Genomic DNA, 20,944 nt, shown 5'->3' with positions numbered 1-20,944 from the left:
TTACCAAGTTATGGTTTGATGGACATACTGGCAGCCTTGATGACTTGCTTTTAGTTTAAGTGGAACTAAAAAAAGGTTTCATAATTTCATACTTGGTGTTAAAACCATTTAGTGTGCATTTTCTGTTAGTTATTGTTTGTACCACGGCTCCGAATCAGGTATGTCAATCGGTTTTCTCAGACAAGCCCTCAACGCATTGCAACAGCAGTCGCGCAGTCGAACGTCCCATCGGGTAAACCAGTGGTTCAAATGGTTGTCCCCTGGATTATCGATAAAACGCTGGTTGCTAATTAGTGTTGGGGGTGTGTTGCTAGCGATTCTAGGGTTAGCTATTTGGGTGAAGCTGACTCCCATTTTTTGGCTGTTGGAGTTAGTTAGGGGTTTCTTGGGAGCTGTCGCTAACATTTTACCCAACTATATCAGTGGCCCTTTGGTGATTTTGGGTGGTTTGTTGTTGTTGCTTTGGGGACAAACGCGCACTGTCGGCTCAATTACTCAGGTTTTAAGACCAGATGCAGAAGAAGAACTTATTGATGTACTGTTAGCCCATCGACGCTTGTACAGAGGGCCGAAAATAGTAGTCATTGGTGGTGGTACGGGACTATCTACTTTGCTTAGAGGGTTAAAAACCTATAGTGCCAATATTACAGCTATTGTCACCGTCGCTGATGATGGTGGCTCTTCTGGGAGGTTACGTCAAGAATTCGGTGTTTTACCTCCGGGAGATATTCGCAACTGTTTAGCAGCCTTAGCAGATGAAGAAAAGTTATTAACTGAGTTATTTCAATATCGTTTTCGGGCTGGGGATGGCTTAACTGGTCACAGCTTTGGCAATTTGTTCTTAACAGCTATGAGTGACATCACTGGTGACTTGGAACGGGCTGTGGCTGCTAGTTCCAAAGTCTTAGCGGTGAGGGGACAAGTTTTACCTGCTACTCTCAGCGATGTTCGCCTCTGGGCGGAATTAGCCGATGGTCGCCGCATTGAGGGCGAGTCGAGCATTCCCAAGGCTGGCGGTAAAATTGTCAAGATTGGTTGCATTCCGGCTAATCCTCCGGCTTTGCCAGCTGCTATTAAGGCTATCAAAGAAGCCGACTATATTATTATTGGCCCCGGTAGCCTCTATACCAGTTTAATTCCTAACTTATTAGTATCAGATATTGCTGATGCGATCGCTCAATCCCAAGCCCCCCGGATTTATGTCTGCAATGTTATGACTCAACCAGGGGAAACTCAAGGATATACTGTTGCTGACCACATTCGCGCCATTGATGCAGCTTGTGGACAAAGACAGCTGTTTGATGCTGTTCTAGTACATAAAAAATCTCCCTCAGCCCAATCACTCATCCGTTATGCTCAACAAGATTCCCATCCTGTTTTCTTAGACAGAGAAGCTGTATCTCAACTAGGGAGAAGAATTGTTTTAGCTAACGTTTTGTACGAAGATGAAACAGGATTCGTGCGTCACAATCCCCAAAAATTAGCTAAAGTCCTCTTAAAGTGGTATGGTGGAGCGCATCATGGAAAGTGAAGAGAATCGCTCATGGTAAGAGATGGTATAACTCCAAGGTAGATGGTTGCACTGATGTCCTTTGTCTCCTACTACTAGTAGTTCTATTTCTAGTGGATGAACGTTGTATTAAATCAATCACAGTTCCTTGGGTAGTTACAGAGGTGGCAATAAAGGAACGAGTATTGAATCCACTAATTATGCCTGCAAGAGCCAATATGCTGCCAATGCCAACGAATATAGACCCAAACAGGCGTAAAAACTGTGTATCACTCATAGATTGAATGGTTTGCCTTTCCTTGGCTTCTCTGGAAGTTTTGGTTCAAAATTTCTACAAATCAAGTCTAACAGTTTCTACGTAACGAGTTAGCGCACTACTAGTTCACCAACCCAAAATTGCTGGGCTAGGGCAAGCAGGGGAAGCAGAGGGAGCAGGGGGAGAAAGAGATTTTTTTGCTGCTATTAACCTTGCAAAGTTCTCTTGGCAGACTACTACCTACAGAACACCGATTCAGTAATCAAGATGAAGTAGCAGACTGCTCAGTAGTATGAGTAAAAATTTTGGCAAGGACATGAAGATTATGAATGACGGTAGTACGGCGAAGGTCAAATAAATTTTTGCGCGAACCAACATAACGAGCTTGTTCCCCCTGCCATCGACCAATGTGGGGGAATGCTCAACAGCGACACGTTCTCCGAGCTTGGCACGACCGGCAGAAGTCCCTTGACGTTGTTGTAGTTCCTGAAATAATGGTTCATCTTTAAGAATTAAACCCAGTTGACATTCCCTTTGATAAAAGTAAAACTTAGCTTTATTTAAGAATTAGACGGTTTATCTTGCTTGACTTTATCCTGCTTGACTTTTTTAATTACTTCCATATATACATTAATCTCACTAACTTCTACATCATGCTCAACTCTGGTTACTTTCCATCTCTCTTTTTGTAAATAAACTTCCTCACCGACTCTGGGAATAAATTGTAAATCATAGAACTTTTTTACAAAATCCTTTTGATTTTCTTCCCATAAAATGACTTTAACTGCTTCTCTACTCATTAGATCATTCCTAATTTTTGACTAGATTAAACTTAGTAATCTGATGACATACACATGGAAATTTTATATTACTAATTTAATGGAATAGCGTATTTAAAACCACATTTTCTATATATTAGGACTCATACTTGATTTTTGAAATATAAGTAGGGTGGGCAATGCCCACCAAAATCATGAGCCGGTACCCCACACCCTCTTTCAAGACAGGCGTTAAGATGCAGAGGGGTAAAAGAAAATTATTAGCAACCAATAACTGTACAGACGCGATTAATCGCGTCTCTGACAACTGAAATATCGACCAAATGACTAAAATTTTTCTCGCAGATAAAGAGTCAACACTCAACTTAGGTATTCTCTTAGGAGAAACTTTAACTGCCGGTAGCGTGATTTTACTAGAAGGTGATTTAGGTGCTGGTAAAACTACTTTGGTACAAGGCTTGGGTCAAGGCTTAAGTATTACTGAACCCATTGTCAGTCCTACTTTCACTCTGATTAATGAGTACACAGAAGGACGTATACCTCTTTACCATCTAGATTTATACCGCTTAGAGCCACAGGAAGTATTAAATTTAAATTTAGAAATTTACTGGGAAGGGATTGAGGTAATTCCGGGTATTGTAGCGATTGAGTGGTCGGAACGAATGCCCTACAAGCCAAGTACCTACATTAACGTACTTTTGACTTATGGCGATGAGGGCAGTCGTCAAGCCGAAATTACACCATTCAATTGCATTATCAGCGATTTAATTGCTACCAAGTGAACGACTTTATTTCCGAATTGGGTAAAAAAGCTGTCTAGTACTGTAATAATATTAGGGCTATTTGCCACTGAGTAGAAACAGTAAAAAAGTTACCCCAAATTACATTAGTATTATCCTAAATTTACCAGCACATCAACGCCATACCCAATCAATCTTCACATGATAACGACAAAATTTTTACCGATAGTCGAGGCAGAATTTCACACTCGTTCTATCTACCACTACCGCGCTCATCACAGAAATTCACTAACATAATTGCCTTCATAATCTTAAAATCGGTGAATTACTTTTCAACAGAACATTTGGTTACTTTTTCCATCTACTGAGATTAGCTACGGTTGCATCTTCTCATCATCAGTCTTGGTGTAGATGGTTGAAAAAATCAAATCTAAGTGTCTTCAAGAACTTTATGCAGGTGATATCTAGGAAGTTAAAAGATGTTTTTAATACCTGCTCTTTCGGAAAATTAGATTGATATTAAACATGACATAAACTTGTCCTCTGGTAGATCATATAGCTGATAAGGCTTACAGCAGACTTTTATTAAATCAGTCAATACTGGTAAAGTCTTTTTATTTTTTGCACTATTGTGATTCTTATTGACCTATTCCTTGGATTATCTCTGTAAAATTTGTTCTAAATTGTGCAAGAACAAATACTGATTTATATTTTCTTGCTAGGTTTTGCTAAGTAATGTTAGTATCCTCAGCAATCCCACGCCCAGAAGGATTAAAGAATCAGAGATGTAAGAAATAGGTTTTTAGAACGTACAAATTAAGTGCAGATAAAATTTTTATATGTATAAAACATTGTTTTCACGAAAATTTGCCCGTTTACTTAACCCTACTTTTCTCTACAGTTATTTGGTAAAAAATCCGGATAGTTAAATGCAAAAAGCTAACGGGGAGAAGTAAAAGGCTTACTACTTTCCGTACTAACTGCCCAGTCCATCCGCATACTTAAGTGTTCCCAAAACGAATTCAGGATCTATACCCGTAAAGTTACTAATTATTAACTTATTAATTAAATTAATTAAACAAAAACTTTACGAAAAAATTTCTTATATTAACAATCAGTTGACCAAGTTAAAGCTATTTCTACCGTGCTTTACGAGACGGACTACGCGAATACAACTGATTACATAAAAAGAGAATATTATTTGCTACACGAAACTTAAAGCTTGGCCGCGTACTTCGGTGTTTAACTTGCCTTTGTGGTAGACAATCTGACCGCCAACTATAGTTGTGTCAGCCCATCCCGTGAGGTTCCAGCCTTCAAAGGGACTCCAGCGACATTTGGTTAAGGTTTCTTCTCGGAGGACGGGGCGGTATGTATTCAAATCAACAAGTACTAAATCAGCATCGTAACCAGGGGCGATCGCTCCCTTATTGGGGATACCATAGGCTACAGCGACAGCTGTGGACATCCAGTTGGCTACTTGGGCAACGGTACATTTCCCCTCCATTGCCGCCGTCAACATGACAGCCAAGGATGTTTCTACCCCAGGCATCCCAGAGGGACTGTTGGGATAGGGTTGGGCTTTTTCTTCTAAGGTGTGGGGGGCGTGGTCTGTGGCGATAAAATCTATCACACCATCCCGCAACGCTTGCCATAAAACTTCGTTATCGTGGGGCGATCGCAAGGGCGGATTCATTTGTGCTAATGTGCCAATACGCTGATAATCACCAGTGTTCATCACCAAATGTTGTGGTGTGACCTCGGCTGTTACCCAACTGGGTTTGTCTTGGCGCAGCAATTCAGCTTCGTCGGCTGTGGACATATGCAGAATATGTAACCGACGCTGATATTTTTTAGAAAGTTTTAATGCCAATTTTGTTGCTAACAGTGCCGCTTGATTATCTTGAATTTGAGAATGAATTGCTGGGTCTTGAATACCCGCGAATTCTTGACGGCGCTGGTTAATTCTGGCTTGGTCTTCGGCATGAACAGCAATCAGGCGTTGACCTTGAGCAAATATCGACTCTAGTGCAGCTTCTTGATCAACCAACAACTGACCGTGCATCGACCCCATGAAAATCTTAATGCCTGGTGTTGGGTGCGCGGCTAATAATTCTGGTGTGTTCTCTCCTGTTGCCCCAATAAAAAAGCCATAGTTGACTAAACATTTACTCGCAGCCCGTTGTAACTTATCATCTAAAGCTTCCTGGGTAGTTGTCAGGGGACGTGTATTGGGCATTTCTAAAAAAGAAGTCACCCCACCTTTGGCACAGGCGCAACTGGCTGTAAACAAATCTTCCTTATGTTCTAGCCCCGGTTCGCGGAAATGCACCTGCGGGTCTATGACTCCTGGCAACAAAGTCAACCCTTTCGCGTCAATCTCTGTAGCTGGTGTAGTGTTGGCTATGTCTGTCCCTACTTCAATGATATGGCGATCGCGTGTCAACACATCTCCCAGCAAAAATTCACCATTCGGTAAAAGGATGCGAGCGCCGCGAATTAGCAAACTTTGTGGAGATGACATAAGGCTAACAATTTTCAACCAGGAGCTATAGACTATAGAAAACCATGCGTTTAGGTCAATCTCAACAGTACTTTTTGTAATAATTTTTTGCAGTTATTTACAAAAAAGATTATTTTTATTTTATGAGTCAGACCACTTGCTACGGTCAACAATCTAGAGTCAGAAGCTATAACTAATGAGCAACTACAAATAACTGATAACCACCTGATCTGCTTTCTCCCGTTAAGATTAACAAATATAGTCTCCCTCAGCGAGTTAATTACTTACACTTTTCTTACTTCAGTAATTTCATGCAAAATCAAGTGTCTGACAACAATTCTAGTAAACAACCTGATAATTCTTGGATCGCAGAGCTAGGTAGAACAGTTGTATTAAGTATTGTTCTCGCCTTGGGTATTCGTACCTTTGTGGCTGAAGCACGCTGGATTCCTTCTGGCTCGATGGAACCCACTCTCCACGGAACTCCCAACCAGTGGGAAGCAGACAAAATTATTGTTGATAAGTTGAAGTACAGATTTTCTCAACCACAGAGGGGAGACATTGTAGTTTTTTCCCCTACAGAAGAGTTACAACGTGAGCAATACCAAGATGCCTTTATCAAACGGGTGGTTGGCTTACCAGGGGAAACAGTAGAACTCAGAAACGGCAGAGTCTATATCAATAAAAAACCCCTGAATGAAGTGACATATCTCGGCTCCAAACAAGCTACAGTTATTGATGTCTGTACGTCAGGTCAGCAACCAGCTTTCTTAACGAAACCCCAGACCATACCTGCTGACTCCTATTTAGTACTAGGAGATAATCGTAATAGTAGCTATGACAGTCGCTGTTGGGGCGTTGTCCCGCGTCAAAATATTATTGGTCGTGCAGTTCTTCGTTTTTGGCCACTCAACAATGTGGGAGAAATCGATAAATCGCCTCTATACTCTCCAAAGTAAAAAAAACTATAACTATATATAAAACAAAAGCATAGTCAACAGTCCACAGACTGGTATTTTTCTTCCATAACCCACAATCAACGACTGTTGACTATTAGCTCAAAAATTTTTAAGATGCCTTACCTAGCTAAAATCTTAATCTACCCGATTAAATCACTAGACGGGGTGGAAGTTCCACAAGGAAGAATAGTCAACAGTGGTGCGCTAGAGTACGACCGTGAATTTGCCATCTTTGACGAACATTCGAGAGTGGTAAATGGAAAACGAAATCCATCTATTCATCAATTACGTTCATATTTTCACATCTCCCATCGAGAGATATCGCTCCAATTTCCTGAGAAAGATTCAGAATATGTCTTTCATCTAGACGAAGAAAGGCAAACACTAGCAGCTATCTTGAGTGATTTTTTGGGGTTTGCTGTCACCCTAGAGCAAAACTCCCAGGGAGGATTCCCTGATGATTTACAATCACCAGGGCCAACAGTAATCAGTACCGCAACCTTGGCAGAAGTAGCTTCGTGGTTTCCCGGTGTAACTATCGATGAAATGCGCCGCCGAATGCGTGCTAATCTGGAAATTGACGGTGTCCCGGCATTTTGGGAAGATCAATTATTTAGGGAATCCGGCGAAGTGCTTTCCTTCCAAGTTGGAGACGTGCAGTTTTTGGGTGTTAACCCTTGCCAGCGTTGTGTAGTTCCCACAAGAGACTCGTTTTCAGGTGTCGCTTATCCGAGTTTTCAAAAAATATTTGTCCAAAAGCGTCAAGTGACATTGCCGGAATGGGTTGCTACATCTCGGTTTAATCATTTTTATCGTTTAAGTGTAAATACACGATTACCCAGTTCGGAAGTAGGAAAGTTCATTAGTGTGGGCGAAGAAGTTAAAATTATAGGTGTTAGCGGTTGACGGACTTAAAAGCCTTGTTTTGTCAGGGTTTTATCTGAGCTTGATGTCCTAATCTATCTGGCTACGGACATATCTGATAAAAATTGAGATTTTTGAAAAATAAAATAAACATAATCATTCAGCATGAATCTAGCTACTAAGTATCAAGTAGCTGCTTCTCTTATCTTTGAGTATAATTATTTACTTATATTTTTGTCTTCAATTAGTAAAAATAGCGACCTTTTTCTAGTACAAAATTTTTTGGTTAAACAGTGTAAATAATATCTGACAATACATCAATAATACATATTCATGTATTGTCAGATGCAATAGAACAAATTATGGTGTTATAACAAAGTTTAAGCCTTCATATCAGGAAGAATTACCCCAATAGACCGAATATGTTTATACATATTTTAGTATCTTTTGATATAAGCATCAGCTACTTGCTTGATGATATTTGCTATTGTAGACAGTACTAACCCTTAAGCTCAAAGTAGTTGATATATCGTAGAGTCCCTGGGGTTAACATTGGGGAAATTTTTTTACACATGATGTTAGTCAAACTTCAGTCCGTCAACTCCTGTTACTGCTCAATTGGCAAAAAATTTACTAAGAAGTCCCTCAGATTATTTTTCATTACGCCTTTCGTCCCGCAAAAGTATTTGGCGACAGAAACAGTGAGGTATCTAGCGTTGCAAAATGGGCAGAAAATATTAGATTATGACCACACAAGGAGAATATCGCATCTTGGTAGCAGATGATTTGCCTGACAGTCGATTGTTGGTGCAACTCTTGTGATTTATTGCTTGTGTGGTGTATGAAGCCATACACTTCATCCGCTCTTATGAAAAATTTACTTCAGGGAAATCAACTTTATCATTTTCTGAAGGATTTAGTAAATAACTATCAGATTGAAGAAAAACTATGGCACTAACTAAAACAAATATAGAATGAATCATCAACAGTTAGACCCATATAAAAACGATATTTTGATTATTGATGATATGGCGGATAATCTGCGCGTCTTGTCATCAATTCTGACTAGGGAAGGATATAACGTTCGTAAAGCTTTAAATTGGCAAATGGCTTATACAGCTTGTCAAACATTATTACCTGATTTAATTTTGCTTGATATTATGATGCCAGAGGTAGATGGTTATGAAGTTTGTCAAAGATTTAAAGCTTGGGAACTGACATCTGATATCCCAGTAATTTTTATTAGTGCTTTAGATGATGTTTTTGATAAAGTCAAGGCTTTTAAAGTTGGTGGTGTAGATTATATTACTAAGCCTTTTGAATTAGAAGAAGTATTAGTACGTGTAAAAAATCAAATAGAATTGCGAGCGGCAAGAATAGAAATATTAACGCTGAATGCTGAATTGGAACAAAGAGTAAAGCAGCGTACTTGGGAGTTAGAAAAGGCTTTGCAAAAACTGCAAATAGAAGTTAGTGCGCGTCAAAAGTTACAAGGCAAATTGCTTGATATGGCGCTCCACGATGCTCTTACTGGTTTACCAAACAGAATTTTGTTTATCAGGAAATTAGGAAAAGCTTTAAATCGAGCTAAAGAAGAATCTGATTATCAATTTGCAGTACTATTTTTAGACTGCGATCGCTTCAAGGTTGTCAATGATTCTTTAGGACATTTAGTAGGAGATGAATTACTTATTTCTATTGCTCATCGTCTTCAATCTTGTCTCACACCAGACGCAACTTTAGCAAGACTAGGCGGTGATGAATTTGGCATTTTATTAGAGGATATAAAAGATATCCGTATGGCAATTCAAATAGCAGATTACATTCTGCAACAACTATCAATGTCTTTTAAACTATCTAGATACGAAGTTTTTATGAATGTCAGTATTGGCATTAGTTGGGGTCACCAAGGATATGATCAACCAGAATATCTGCTACGAGATGCCGATACGGCTATGTATCGTGCTAAAGATTCAGGAAGGGCTAGATATCATGTTTTTGATCCAGCAATGCACAAGGAAGTTATCAAAGCCTTAGAAAAGGAAAATGACTTACGTAGGTCAGTAGAAAAACAAGAATTTGTCATTTATTACCAGCCCATTATTTCTCTGACTACAGGTAAAATATCTGGATTTGAAGCTCTTGTTCGTTGGCAGCATCCAACTCATGGTTTGATTGCGCCGATAGAATTTATTCCTGTAGCGGAAGAAACTGGTTTAATTAATATTATTAATATGTGGGTATTACAGTCAGCTTGTCAGCAACTACGCATCTGGCAATCTCATCCAGCAACCCCTAAAAATCTAAGTATTAGTGTTAATTTAAGCGCTAAATTATTTTTGCAGACTAACTTCATCACACAAATCGATCAAATTATCAAAGATACTCAAATAGATCCATCTAGTTTAGAGCTAGAAATCACAGAAACTGTGATTATGGAAAACAATAATGAAATTAAGGTAATTCTCCAACAACTAAAAGAGCGGAAAATTAAACTGATCATGGATGATTTTGGTACAGGTTATTCATCCCTGAGTTATTTACATATCTTTCCTTTTAATGCAATCAAAATTGATAAATCATTTGTTAATCGAATGTTGGATAATCAAGAAAATATGGGATTAGTGCCGGCGATGATTAGCATTGCTACGTCTATGGGTATGTCGGCGATCGCAGAAGGAGTCGAAACTAAAGAACAATTGGAACAACTTAAAAGTTTAAAATGCGATTTTGCACAAGGATATCTATTTTCTCGACCCATAGCGCAGAATTTGGTAATGGATTTCATTACCTCAGCAACCGAATGGTAATTTGGTGTGCTACTTCTGTTGCAGATTTTCTCAATTCATATCTGTAAAGATGATTTTTTTAGAAATTCTTTGATATTAATATCAATCACAATATTTGTTGAGTTTGGGGAATTTTTATACAAGTCCGTCCAAACAGCACTTAATATATTTATTAGGGGATAAATGATGAATTTTTATTCGTAATGAATTTAAATAATAACAATAAATATAAAAGCAATATTTTGGTAGTAGATGATACACCAGATAATCTGCGGCTGTTATCAGCGATGTTAACTGCACAAGGTTTTGAAGTCCGCAAAGCCTTGAACGGTAAAATGGCGCTAACTGCGTGTCAGATGCTTTTACCTGATGTCATTTTGCTGGATGTTAGTATGCCGGATATGGATGGTTATCAAGTTTGTCAGCAACTGAAAGCTGATAAACACACCTGTGATATACCTGTGATCTTTATTAGCGCACTGGATGATGTTCTAGATAAAGTTAAAGCTTTTGATGTTGGTGGTGTTGATTATATTACTAAGCCCTTTCATGGTGCGGAAGTAATCTTACGAATTGAAAATCAAATAAATTTACGGTTGTTGCAACTTCAATTACAAGAAAGAAATTTTTTATTGCAAGATGCCCTGAATAATTTAAAAGCCTCACAGGTTCAACAAATTCAAAATGAGAAAATGGCGGCACTTGGGCAATTAGTAGCAGGTATTGCCCATGAAGTTAATAACCCTATTAGTTTTATCTATGGCAACCTGCAATATGCTAATGAGTATATCCAAGATTTAGTGAAAATCATCGAAGTTTATCAACAGGAGTATCCAAATCCAACACCCAAAATTCAACAACTAATTCAAAAGACAGATTTGAGTTTTGTCATGCAAGACCTGCAAAACTTAATGGGTGCTATGTACAGAGGATCTGATCGCATTCGGGAAATTGTGCTGGCGCTGCAAAACTTTTCCCGTCATGACGAAGCGGAAATGAAACTAGTAAATATTCATCAGGGAATAGACAGCACCTTGGTAATGTTACAGCATCGACTTAATGCCACATCAAATCGTCCAGCAATTGATGTAGTAAAAGATTACAGTAACTTACCTTTGATTACTTGTTATCCGAGCGAATTAAACCAAGTATTTATGCACATCCTAAATAATGCCATAGATGCTTTGGAGGTGAGGCAGGAAACTGATTCTGGCGCAATACCAACGACTTCCAGACTGCGCTTACAAAGTAGCCAAGTCAATCCTCTGTGGGTAAGCGTTCGTCAAGGAACAGCTCATCTACAGTCATTGGGAATCACCAAGATCAAGGAAGAACCCCCTAACCAAAATCCTCAAATTCGGATTAGCACAGAATTACTCGACTCACAAACTGTGAGGATTGCGATCGCCGATAATGGTGTAGGTATAGATCAATCTTGGCAATCTCATCTGTTTGACCCATTTTTCACCACAAAAACCGTAGGTAAAGGTAGCGGATTGGGATTATCTATCAGCTATCAGATTGTAGTGCAGAAACACCAAGGGCAAATCACCTGCACTTCTGCATTAGGCGAAGGAGCAGAGTTTGTCATTACAATTCCCATTACCCCAGTCTGAATAAATTAGGATTTTTACTCAACACAGGCTACTATTTTCATTCACATAAAAGCATAATAGAAGTGTGACTGATCTGTTAGCCCCTTTACAATCATTAAACCAAGGTCACTGGTTCAAGCTCATCTGCGGAGCTAGTTTCCAGCACCTACCTGCTGTGAGAAGTTTAACATTGGCCTACACCTTAGCTGGTGCTGACTGCATAGATGTGGCTGCTGACCCAGCCGTGATTAGAGATGCCAAAGAAGCAATACAAGTAGCTAGAAATTTGGTGCAGGCAGCTCAAGCAAGAGGACTGGACTACAAAGGTCATGCACCCTTGTTGATGGTGAGCTTAAATGACGGTGAAGACCCCCATTTCCGCAAAGCCGAGTTCAATCCCCACCATTGCCCCTCCGATTGTCCCAGACCTTGTGAGAAAATCTGTCCTGCTCAGGCAATTGTATTTAATCATCAAAAAGATAATTTTTCTGGAGTTGAATTTCAGAAATGCTACGGTTGCGGCCGTTGTCTGCCAGTTTGTCCTTATGATATAATTTATACAAATTCCTATATGTCAACGCCAGAGGCGATCGCACCAATGGTCATGTCAGCAGGAATAGATGCCGTAGAAATCCATACAAAAGTGGGACGTTTGGCAGAGTTTAAGCAATTATGGCAAGTAATTTCACCGTGGGCAGACCGACTGAAGGTATTGGCTATCAGCTGTCCCGATGGTAAACATCTAGTTGAATATCTCCAATCAATCTATGAACTAATTTCTCCGCTTCCTACCACCCTAATTTGGCAAACCGACGGTCGCCCTATGAGTGGCGATATCGGAGATGGTACTACTTTAGCAGCAGTAAAACTAGGGCAAAAAGTCCTAGCAGCTAAATTACCAGGATATATACAACTAGCGGGTGGCACTAACAGCTACACAGTTGCTAAGTTAAAGGCAATGGGACTACTGAAAAAAGCAAGGGAGCAGGGAGCAGGGAGCATGAGGGAAATTTCTTCTCCTCTGCTCCCTGCCCTTCGGGTTCGCAGTCGCTTATGGGGGAAACCCCCAAGACCGCGCTGTCTCACCCCCCGCCCGTCCGCCTATATTGCCGGAGTTGCTTACGGTAGCTATGCCCGTGTAATGCTGTCACCGATTATTGAGCAGTTAGAAAATAAGGAGGTGAGTAATAGCAGTGTTAAGGCCACAGTACGCCTTGAAGAAGAACCAGAATTACTTTGGCAAGCCGTAGAGCTTGCCCGTTCCCTCGTTTCCCAGCTCAAGTCACAGCAGGAGAGCTAATTGCTCTTCGTTATCTCTCAAAACGTCACAATAGAAAGCATGACGACTACAGACGATCTCCAAAAGTTGTTAGACATTTTGCCCCAAGACCTGCGACAAGTACTAGAGAACCATCCCAAACGAGATATTTTAGTAGAAGTGGTCTTGGATTTGGGTCGTCGCCCAGAGGCTAGATTTCCCAATCAAGCCGAGTACCTGAGCGAAACACCCGTTACTCAAGCACAGATAGACGATTGCGTTCAGCGAGTAGGAAACTTTGGTGGAGATAATCGGGCAGGAATTGAGCAAACTTTGCATCGGATCAGTGCTATCCGCAACCGCAGTGGTAAGATAATTGGTCTGACCTGTCGTGTTGGTCGAGCTGTATTCGGTACGATAGGCATGATCCGCGATTTGGTGGAAACTGGTAAATCAATTCTCATGCTAGGACGGCCTGGTGTAGGTAAAACTACAGCTTTACGAGAAATTGCCCGTGTCTTAGCAGATGAATTGCATAAACGTGTGGTTATCATTGACACCTCCAACGAAATTGCTGGGGATGGCGATGTGGCTCACCCAGCCATTGGTCGTGCTAGGCGGATGCAGGTAGCTCATCCAGAACTGCAACATCAGGTAATGATTGAGGCAGTAGAAAATCATATGCCAGAAGTCATTGTCATTGATGAAATTGGTACAGAACTGGAAGCTTTAGCAGCCCGTACCATTGCGGAAAGAGGTGTACAGTTGGTAGGTACTGCCCACGGAAACCAGATAGAAAACCTGATCAAAAACCCCACCCTATCTGATTTGGTTGGGGGTATTCAAGCTGTGACACTGGGAGACGATGAAGCGAGACGCAGGGGTAGTCAAAAAACCGTTTTAGAACGGAAAGCCCCTCCTACCTTTGAGATTGCCGTGGAAATGTTAGAACGGCAACGTTGGGTAGTACACGAAAGTGTTGCGGATACGGTGGATACTCTTCTCCGAGGCCGTCAGCCTAGTCCACAAACGAGAACAGTGGATGACCAAGGCAAAGTCGCCATCACACGACAATTATCTGTTGTTAATGGTCGTGGCGGACAGTTGGCAACTCCTGAAGAATCTTTTTCACCAGCTAGAGCATCTAATGGTTGGCGTGCATCAGGACAAATGCTAGCCATCCCATCATTGCCCCTAGAGCGAGAAAGAATCCCTGGACAAAGCGAATTTGACCGCTTGCTAGATGAATCGTTTAACTACCCAGAAGCTATCGATTTCGGCAGCAGTGCTAGACAACCAGGCCCCAACGGTGAAGATTTACCACTGCACATTTACCCTTATGGGGTGAGTAGGCATCAACTGGAACAGGTGATCAGTGTTTTAACTTTGCCTGTGGTATTGACAAAAGATATAGATAATGCTGATGCAATTTTGGCATTGCGATCGCACGTCAAAAACCACGCTAAATTAAGGCAGATGGCTAAAGCCCGTCATGTACCCATCCATGTGATTAAGTCTAGTACCATTCCTCAGATTACCCGTGGATTGCGGCGCTTACTTAACTTGGACGATCCAGAAATAGCGGATGACCGAGAACTACAATTGTTTCTGCACAACGGTAGCGACGACGAAATGGACGCTTTAGAAGAAGCAAGACTAGCCGTCGAGCAAATCGTCATTCCCAAAGGACAACCCGTGGAGTTATTACCCCGTTCTCCGCAAGTCCGCAAAATGCAGCATGAGCTAGTAGAACACTATCGGCTCAAGTCCCATAGTTTTGGGGAAGAACCAAACCGTCGTTTACGGATTTATCCAGCGTAAACTGACTGAGTTTGTCGAGTAAATCCAGCGATCGCTCTCCAGTATTTTAGGGCGATCGCTTTTAGTTGATAAAATTAATATCCAAGAATCTATGATTAATCAACTCCAAGACTATAACCCTAGCGGCGTAGGTGAAATCAATGGCAATCTCTTAGGTTTGCCCTGCGATTATAATTCTGCAAATTTAATTGTTTTTGCAGTCCCTTGGGAAGTTACGGTTTCCTATGGTGCAGGTACAGCCAATGGGCCACAAAGAATTCTGGATGCTTCAGTGCAACTAGATTTATTTGACTTTGATCATCCTGATGGCTGGAAACAAGGAATTTTCTTAGTGGAAATTCCCCAAGAAATTATCGATAAAAATAATTATTATCGAGATTTAGCAGCACAAATTATTGAACGACTCGCCCAAGGTAAATTACTCACAGACACACCAGATTTAACACCTGTACTCACAGAAATTAATCAAGCTTCCCAACAGGTAAATCAATGGCTGTTTACACAATGTCAAGTAGCCATGAATCAAGGTAAGCAAGTTGCAGTCATTGGTGGCGACCATAGTTCACCTTTAGGTTACTTTCAAGCATTAGCAGCGAAATACCCCAATTTTGGCATTCTCCACATTGATGCACACGCAGATTTACGTGACGCTTATGAAGGGTTTGAATTTTCCCATGCGTCGATTATGTTTAATGGGTTGAAACTACCGCAAATTTCTAAACTGGTGCAGGTAGGTTTACGCGATATCAGTCATGATGAAGTGCGAATGATTGATGAATCCCACGGACGCATCGTGGCATACTACGACCCCATGATTAAACAAAAGCTGTATGGTGGCACAAACTGGATCGAATTAAGCCGCGAAATTGTCAATCACTTGCCGGAATACGTCCACATTAGTTTTGATGTGGATGGTTTAGATCCGAAACTTTGTCCAAATACCGGCACACCTGTTCCTGGTGGTTTGGAATTGGAGCAAGTTTTTTGTCTATTTCGGGAATTGGTGAATAGCGGGAGAAAAATTATTGGCTTCGATGTCTGCGAAGTTGGTGATGCTGAATGGGATGGTAATGTAGGGGCGAGAGTGGTTTATAAATTAGCAAATTTAATGGATTTATCTCACAAACAATAAGCTGTTATTTTTCAGCAGGCAATGATCGACGGTTGGTCATTGCCTAGACACAAACTTTCAATTTACATCATCTATCTTGAGTGTACTTTTGGAGATAAAAATCAGTAATAGTATCACTAATATTTATTAAATTAAGTGGAAATTGATGACTGTAATATTTATAAATAATTAAAAAATAAAATCTTAAAAGCCTTGTAAGTCAATGGTTTTCGTCTTCAGCCTCAATATTATTGTTGCATAGCTTCTCTCATAACCGCGTTTCCTCATGCAGGAAATTAACTTCTATGCCATCATAGACAGTGAGAATTAAATCGGTGATAGTCTTTGTTTTTAGTATTAACAGGCTTTTCCTTGTGGTATTTACAGACCTCTCTCCGAAATTTAAATCTCTACACAGCCATGATTTTGGAGAGAAAATAATGTCAATTTATGTAGGGAACCTCTCTTACGAAGTTACGCAAGAGGATATCAGCAACGTTTTTGCAGAATATGGTTCTGTAAAACGGGTTGTGCTACCTACTGACCGTGAAACAGGTCGCCTGCGCGGTTTTGCTTTTGTGGAAATGGGTTCAGATGCAGAAGAAACAGCCGCCATTGAGGGTCTTGATGGTGCTGAGTGGATGGGTCGTGACCTGAAAGTCAATAAAGCCAAGCCCAAAGAAGACAGAGGCTCCTTTGGTGGCGGAAACCGGGGAGGATACGGCGGTGGCGGTGGTCGTTCCCGTTATTAAGAATTAATAATTAGGAATTTATCTAAATTCTTGAGGTCAGACAAATCGTCTGCCTTTTTTTTTCTTCAATTAGTCCTGATGGCATCTTTTTAGTAGTTACTGTGAAGCAATGGCGATCGCTCTAGTCGGATGAGCCGAATTGCTTCTACCCTAAATAAAAGAGCCTTTTGTATTAGGTGGAACTCAGCATGAAGCGCATCAGTAAGTCTCTGCTGCTAACCTTGAATTGGATATTGTTGTCAGTTGGGACAACACTATTAATTCTTCTCACTCAACCCATAGCACCAGTACCAGCCCAAGAACCTCCCGCCCCCACTGAGCAAACAAACACACCCCAGCCGGAAAACCCCAATGATCAAAAGCTCAGAGATGCACTAAAACGCTCATCTGCGTCAGAACCTCCACTCAGTCCAGAAGAAATTGCCCGTCAACAAAAACTTATAGAAGCAGATAAACTTTATCTGGCGGGACAAATTGCCGAGGCCGAAAAAATTTACCGCGAAGTCAAAACACCCTTTACTCAAACAACTGCATCCAAAGAACGGAAACCAGCCATCCTTGACCCCGCAGAACTTTCACCAGCAGGTAAAGTATATTGGCGAGAAGCAGAGGCGGGAATAGCCAAGAAATTGCAAACGCGAACTCTTGTACCTCTGCAATTATTAGTTGAACAATATCCCGAATTTGTCCCTGGCCATATTCGCTACGCTGAAGTTCTCACTCAATACGATCGCCAAACAGAAGCATTAGATATTTTAGAACGGGCATCATCTCTTTATCCCAATCAACCAGAACTAACCCAAGCCAGAGTTAGCGCCTTGGCTAAATCAAAAAAATGGATGGAAGCATCTTTAGCTGCAAGGCAATTTGCCATCCTCAACCCTAACAATCCCCAAGCACCAGAATTTACCCAATTAGCCGATAAACATCTCCAACGCTATCAATCCTACGTTCGAGAGGAAATTAGGGGTAATTTAATTAGTAACGTTATTACAGGTGCATTGGGTTATGCGGTTACTGGTAGCTTACTAGGGCCATTTTCTGCCCTTGACTCCACCATTTTGCTACTACAGGGCGAAAAATCTATCGGTGAATCGGTAGCGAAACAGGCGAAAAAACAGCTGCCTTTGGTCATAGATGATGATGTTTTAGCCTATGTCAATGATATTGGGCAGAAACTGGCGAAAGTTGCTGGTAGGAATGAATTTAAATACGAATTTTTTGTGATTCCGGAAGAAGAACTCAATGCTTTTGCCCTACCGGGAGGGAAAATTTTTATTAATGCTGGTGCGATCGCCAAAACCACTTCCGAAGCAGAATTAGCGGGATTAGTGGCACATGAATTATCTCATGTCGTCTTATCCCACGGTTTTCAATTAGTTACCCAAGGCAACCTCATTTCTAACGTTACTCAATATCTACCCTTTGGTGGCACGATTGGGCAACTTTTCGCCATGAATTACAGCCGTGATATGGAAAGACAGGCAGATATTTTGGGTACGCGCTTAATTGTTGCTAGTGGCTATGCTGCTGATGGCTTGCGGAATTTAATGGTGACACTAGACAAGCAAAAAAAATATGACATTCCCACTTGGTTATCTTCCCACCCAGGCGGTAATGAGCGAGTTAGTTATCTAGAAAACTTAATTTCTCGCAATAGTTATAATCGCTACGCTTATGAAGGTGTACAACGCCATGCAGAAATTAAAGTGAAAGTAAACAAACTCCTCAAACAGAGAAAAGAAGAAGAGGAAAAAAAGCGCACTACGGAATGAACTAAAAGTCAAATTTTTCGTCAACTAAATCAGGACTAAAGTTGCGTGTCATCAATTTCTCATTGGGGTAGTTTAACGTGAGTTCGACGAATTTCAAAAACCCCTCTCCAAACCTCTCCCCTGCAAGGAGAGAGGCTTCAAAACCCTAATTTTTCCTTAAGTTTTCGGGATATCTAAGCCCCTCTCCGCGTCGGAGAGGGGTTTGGGGAGAGGTCATCGAACTGACGTTAGTTTATAGTCCCTAATCTTTAACCAATGACTAATGACTAATACACTGTTTGTCACTGGAGGAGCATTCATGTTATCTAAAAGCTGGAAACTCGCTTTCTTGGGTAGTTTAGGTTTATCTTTTTTCCTGGGTAATTCCGTCGCATTAGCACAATTTGACGATGGCGTTGTTGTGCCAACTGTACCATCAGGCTCATCAACACCGACAAACGTACCCTATCCTTATCCAACAGATACATCAACAAATATACCTCCTGTCACAAATGGGGATGGCACAGTCAGATTTAGATGCGTACCTATAAACGGACAGCAGACAGTAGTTTATCAGCCCCAAAGTCAACCAGGACAGTACTTTCCTTGGGCAGCACCCAGAAATTTAGGCGGTGGTTGGGATGCAGCTAGCAGATGTCAGGCGATCGCCAATCGTCTAGAGTCCTATCGCCCAGATGGCTTACAAGAACTTCAGGTTTCTGTAGAAAACAATGAAAATATCATTTGTGTGACAACCGACGCAAACCAACGCTGTCGGATTGTCCTCACAGTACCTCGTAACCAAGACCCCTACACAGTACGTAATAACGTTTTCCAAAACCTAGTGACTGCTGATAACGGACAGCAAACTACAGCCGTCAACACTTACAGAGGTAATAACGACCTTTACAGCTTGGGTAGCACTCTTTTAGGTAATGGTAATAATCGAGTGAGTTCATCCAGACGCGGAATCAACTTGAAGCCCTACCTCGACACCAGAGATGGGGGAACAGCTAGAGGCCTGAGAAATGGGGTAGCTATTCGTCGTCAATCTCCCAACCAAGCCCCTGCACGTCTCAATCCTGATAGATTCCGCTAATTTTAGTATTTTCTTATATGGATATCTTGCACCGTCTCAATAAGCAAGTGGTGGGCGATGCCCACCCTACGAAATAATCGGTCTTTTAGCCTGTGATTTTGGCAATAAGACAGTGGTGCAAAATATTAAGTATATGTACATTTGTCATAGAGTGAGCCAAAAGCCCACTCTATTTATTTTTGAATTTTGTAGCTTGCTTCCCGTAGGGTATTTTGAATTTTGAATTTTGAATTTTGAATTTTGAATTTTGAATTGTTACTGTCTACACCTTGCTCCTTGGGGAGTAGCATCAGGATAATAAGTAATAATTGCCTTGTTTTTCCTCACAAAAACTGTGGGAAAAGTTTTACCTGTTTCTTGGTCACGGACATTATAAATACAAGCCCCTTCTTTATTGCCCTGTCTTTTAAACGCTTGGGTTGCATCTACAAGCATTTCTTCGGCGTTGCTGAGATAGCCATAACCTTTAATTACATCTGTAACTGTCCGATTTCCTTGTTTAATTACCACACCTAATGTATAAATCACGCCGGGAACCACTTCTTCCCGCCTTTGATTACTTGGTAAACGCCCGCCAATACCCTGGTTTTGTAACTGTAAATATCTCCCATGAAAATGTAAGCCACCAATATCATTGGCGTTATATATTTCTCCACAAAAAATATGTTCAAAACCTTTACGCTGAAACCAAATATTAGTTAAATCTTCTAGGAATTGGGCTTTTTTCTGCCGACCTTGACGCAACTCACCACCGCTAACTTTTTGCAGCCTTTGTAAGACATTAGGATAAGCAGATAGTAGTTCTTTAAATTTATTAGGACTGACTTTTGTACCAATAGAACCACAGGTTTGCAGTACAGCTCGGTCAAAAGAATTTAATTGCGGTGGTGGGGGTGTGATATCGACTTGTTGTCCTCTGGGGAAATTTACCGGAACAGGGTTATTTTCGTTATCAAAAAAAGGTAAAAGTCCTTGTTGTGGCTGTGCTTGTGCTTGAGTAAGCGGATAAGTTAATAGGAAAACAGCAAATATACTTAGCAGTTGTTGTAACTTATGGTTCGCCATAAATTTAAATTTAGTGTTTTGCTGACAATTTAACACCAAAAAATAAAGACGCAAAGCAGTTTTGATTGCTGTTGCGTCTTTTTTAGTGA

The 20,944-nt window shown here is 40.9% G+C and carries 16 protein-coding genes and 1 pseudogene; 12 read left to right on the top strand and 5 right to left on the bottom strand.

The genetic code is table 11. The annotated features are described in order from the left end of the window. Nucleotides 1-160 precede the first annotated feature (160 nt). On the top strand, nt 161-1,531 hold the full coding sequence (locus tag H6G14_RS00720; protein ID WP_190565238.1) for a gluconeogenesis factor YvcK family protein: 1,371 nt from the start codon (nt 161-163) through the stop codon (nt 1,529-1,531). A 10-nt stretch (nt 1,532-1,541) separates the two neighbouring features. On the opposite strand, the gene H6G14_RS00715 is transcribed toward H6G14_RS00720, so the two are convergent. The 3 genes and pseudogenes from H6G14_RS00715 to H6G14_RS00705 form a co-directional block, all read right to left on the bottom strand. Further along, nucleotides 1,542-1,787 carry a DUF3592 domain-containing protein gene (locus H6G14_RS00715; RefSeq protein ID WP_190565237.1) on the bottom strand — a complete coding sequence of 82 codons (246 nt, stop codon included), beginning with the start codon at nt 1,785-1,787 and terminating at the stop codon, nt 1,542-1,544. 241 nt (nt 1,788-2,028) lie between these two features. Further along, a pseudogene (locus H6G14_RS00710) lies at nt 2,029-2,270 on the bottom strand (hypothetical protein); the annotation flags it as partial. 56 nt (nt 2,271-2,326) lie between these two features. Then, the gene (locus H6G14_RS00705; RefSeq protein WP_190565236.1) at nt 2,327-2,566 is read right to left on the bottom strand and encodes a hypothetical protein; all 240 of its coding nucleotides are present in this window, start codon (nt 2,564-2,566) and stop codon (nt 2,327-2,329) included. A gap of 302 nt (nt 2,567-2,868) precedes the next feature. Between H6G14_RS00705 and tsaE the strand changes: the two genes are divergently transcribed. Further along, nucleotides 2,869-3,327, top strand: a complete 459-nt coding sequence (gene tsaE, locus H6G14_RS00700; protein WP_190565235.1) for a tRNA (adenosine(37)-N6)-threonylcarbamoyltransferase complex ATPase subunit type 1 TsaE — start codon at nt 2,869-2,871, stop codon at nt 3,325-3,327. Nucleotides 3,328-4,489: 1,162 nt separating this feature from the next. On the opposite strand, the gene H6G14_RS00695 is transcribed toward tsaE, so the two are convergent. Further along, a complete protein-coding gene (locus tag H6G14_RS00695; protein WP_190565234.1) occupies nt 4,490-5,809 on the bottom strand; it encodes a dihydroorotase in 1,320 nt (439 codons plus the stop codon). Nucleotides 5,810-6,099: 290 nt separating this feature from the next. Between H6G14_RS00695 and lepB the strand changes: the two genes are divergently transcribed. From lepB to H6G14_RS00645, 10 genes are all read left to right on the top strand, one after another. Beyond that, a complete protein-coding gene (lepB, locus tag H6G14_RS00690) occupies nt 6,100-6,747 on the top strand; it encodes a signal peptidase I (RefSeq protein WP_190565233.1) in 648 nt (215 codons plus the stop codon). 114 nt (nt 6,748-6,861) lie between these two features. Beyond that, nucleotides 6,862-7,653, top strand: coding sequence for an MOSC domain-containing protein (locus H6G14_RS00685; protein ID WP_190565232.1), 792 nt, complete (start codon nt 6,862-6,864; stop codon nt 7,651-7,653). Between the two features lie 932 nt (nt 7,654-8,585). Beyond that, nucleotides 8,586-10,421 (top strand): GGDEF/EAL domain-containing response regulator, encoded by a 1,836-nt coding sequence (locus H6G14_RS00680; protein ID WP_190565231.1) that lies wholly within the window; start codon nt 8,586-8,588, stop codon nt 10,419-10,421. 182 nt (nt 10,422-10,603) lie between these two features. Beyond that, nucleotides 10,604-12,016, top strand: a complete 1,413-nt coding sequence (locus tag H6G14_RS00675) for a hybrid sensor histidine kinase/response regulator (RefSeq protein ID WP_190565230.1) — start codon at nt 10,604-10,606, stop codon at nt 12,014-12,016. Between the two features lie 64 nt (nt 12,017-12,080). Beyond that, on the top strand, nt 12,081-13,295 hold the full coding sequence (gene ldpA / locus H6G14_RS00670) for a circadian clock protein LdpA (RefSeq protein WP_190565229.1): 1,215 nt from the start codon (nt 12,081-12,083) through the stop codon (nt 13,293-13,295). 39 nt (nt 13,296-13,334) lie between these two features. Then, nucleotides 13,335-15,074, top strand: a complete 1,740-nt coding sequence (locus tag H6G14_RS00665; RefSeq protein WP_190565228.1) for a R3H domain-containing nucleic acid-binding protein — start codon at nt 13,335-13,337, stop codon at nt 15,072-15,074. Between the two features lie 91 nt (nt 15,075-15,165). After that, the gene (gene speB, locus H6G14_RS00660) at nt 15,166-16,206 is read left to right on the top strand and encodes an agmatinase SpeB (protein WP_190565227.1); all 1,041 of its coding nucleotides are present in this window, start codon (nt 15,166-15,168) and stop codon (nt 16,204-16,206) included. A gap of 419 nt (nt 16,207-16,625) precedes the next feature. Next, a complete protein-coding gene (locus H6G14_RS00655) occupies nt 16,626-16,937 on the top strand; it encodes an RNA recognition motif domain-containing protein (RefSeq protein ID WP_011317024.1) in 312 nt (103 codons plus the stop codon). Nucleotides 16,938-17,125: 188 nt separating this feature from the next. Continuing rightward, on the top strand, nt 17,126-18,712 hold the full coding sequence (locus H6G14_RS00650) for a M48 family metallopeptidase (protein WP_190565226.1): 1,587 nt from the start codon (nt 17,126-17,128) through the stop codon (nt 18,710-18,712). A 298-nt stretch (nt 18,713-19,010) separates the two neighbouring features. Then, complete coding sequence (locus H6G14_RS00645; RefSeq protein WP_190565447.1) at nt 19,011-19,790, top strand: COP23 domain-containing protein; 780 nt, start codon at nt 19,011-19,013, stop codon at nt 19,788-19,790. A gap of 255 nt (nt 19,791-20,045) precedes the next feature. Here the strand turns inward: H6G14_RS00645 and H6G14_RS00640 are convergent, their stop codons facing one another. Beyond that, nucleotides 20,046-20,855, bottom strand: coding sequence for an EndoU domain-containing protein (locus tag H6G14_RS00640; RefSeq protein ID WP_190565225.1), 810 nt, complete (start codon nt 20,853-20,855; stop codon nt 20,046-20,048). Between the last annotated feature and the right edge of the window lie 89 nt (nt 20,856-20,944).

It is taken from the genome of Nostoc parmelioides FACHB-3921, assembly GCF_014696625.1.
In the GTDB taxonomy this organism is placed as follows: Bacteria; Cyanobacteriota; Cyanobacteriia; order Cyanobacteriales; family Nostocaceae; genus Trichormus; species Trichormus parmelioides.
The sequence above is the reverse complement of the archived record's forward strand: the minus strand, read 5'-3'. Positions and strand labels throughout refer to the sequence as shown.

Bases quoted from the DNA above. Each gene is read 5' to 3' on its own strand.
- H6G14_RS00720 (WP_190565238.1), top strand. From the start codon at position 161: ATGTCAATCGGTTTTCTCAGACAAGCCCTCAACGCATTGCAACAGCAG.
- H6G14_RS00715 (WP_190565237.1), bottom strand. From the start codon at position 1,787: ATGAGTGATACACAGTTTTTACGCCTGTTTGGGTCTATATTCGTTGGC.
- H6G14_RS00705 (WP_190565236.1), bottom strand. From the start codon at position 2,566: ATGAGTAGAGAAGCAGTTAAAGTCATTTTATGGGAAGAAAATCAAAAG.
- tsaE (WP_190565235.1), top strand. From the start codon at position 2,869: ATGACTAAAATTTTTCTCGCAGATAAAGAGTCAACACTCAACTTAGGT.
- H6G14_RS00695 (WP_190565234.1), bottom strand. From the start codon at position 5,809: ATGTCATCTCCACAAAGTTTGCTAATTCGCGGCGCTCGCATCCTTTTA.
- lepB (WP_190565233.1), top strand. From the start codon at position 6,100: ATGCAAAATCAAGTGTCTGACAACAATTCTAGTAAACAACCTGATAAT.
- H6G14_RS00685 (WP_190565232.1), top strand. From the start codon at position 6,862: ATGCCTTACCTAGCTAAAATCTTAATCTACCCGATTAAATCACTAGAC.
- H6G14_RS00680 (WP_190565231.1), top strand. From the start codon at position 8,586: ATGAATCATCAACAGTTAGACCCATATAAAAACGATATTTTGATTATT.
- H6G14_RS00675 (WP_190565230.1), top strand. From the start codon at position 10,604: ATGAATTTAAATAATAACAATAAATATAAAAGCAATATTTTGGTAGTA.
- H6G14_RS00665 (WP_190565228.1), top strand. From the start codon at position 13,335: ATGACGACTACAGACGATCTCCAAAAGTTGTTAGACATTTTGCCCCAA.
- speB (WP_190565227.1), top strand. From the start codon at position 15,166: ATGATTAATCAACTCCAAGACTATAACCCTAGCGGCGTAGGTGAAATC.
- H6G14_RS00655 (WP_011317024.1), top strand. From the start codon at position 16,626: ATGTCAATTTATGTAGGGAACCTCTCTTACGAAGTTACGCAAGAGGAT.
- H6G14_RS00650 (WP_190565226.1), top strand. From the start codon at position 17,126: ATGAAGCGCATCAGTAAGTCTCTGCTGCTAACCTTGAATTGGATATTG.
- H6G14_RS00645 (WP_190565447.1), top strand. From the start codon at position 19,011: ATGTTATCTAAAAGCTGGAAACTCGCTTTCTTGGGTAGTTTAGGTTTA.
- H6G14_RS00640 (WP_190565225.1), bottom strand. From the start codon at position 20,855: ATGGCGAACCATAAGTTACAACAACTGCTAAGTATATTTGCTGTTTTC.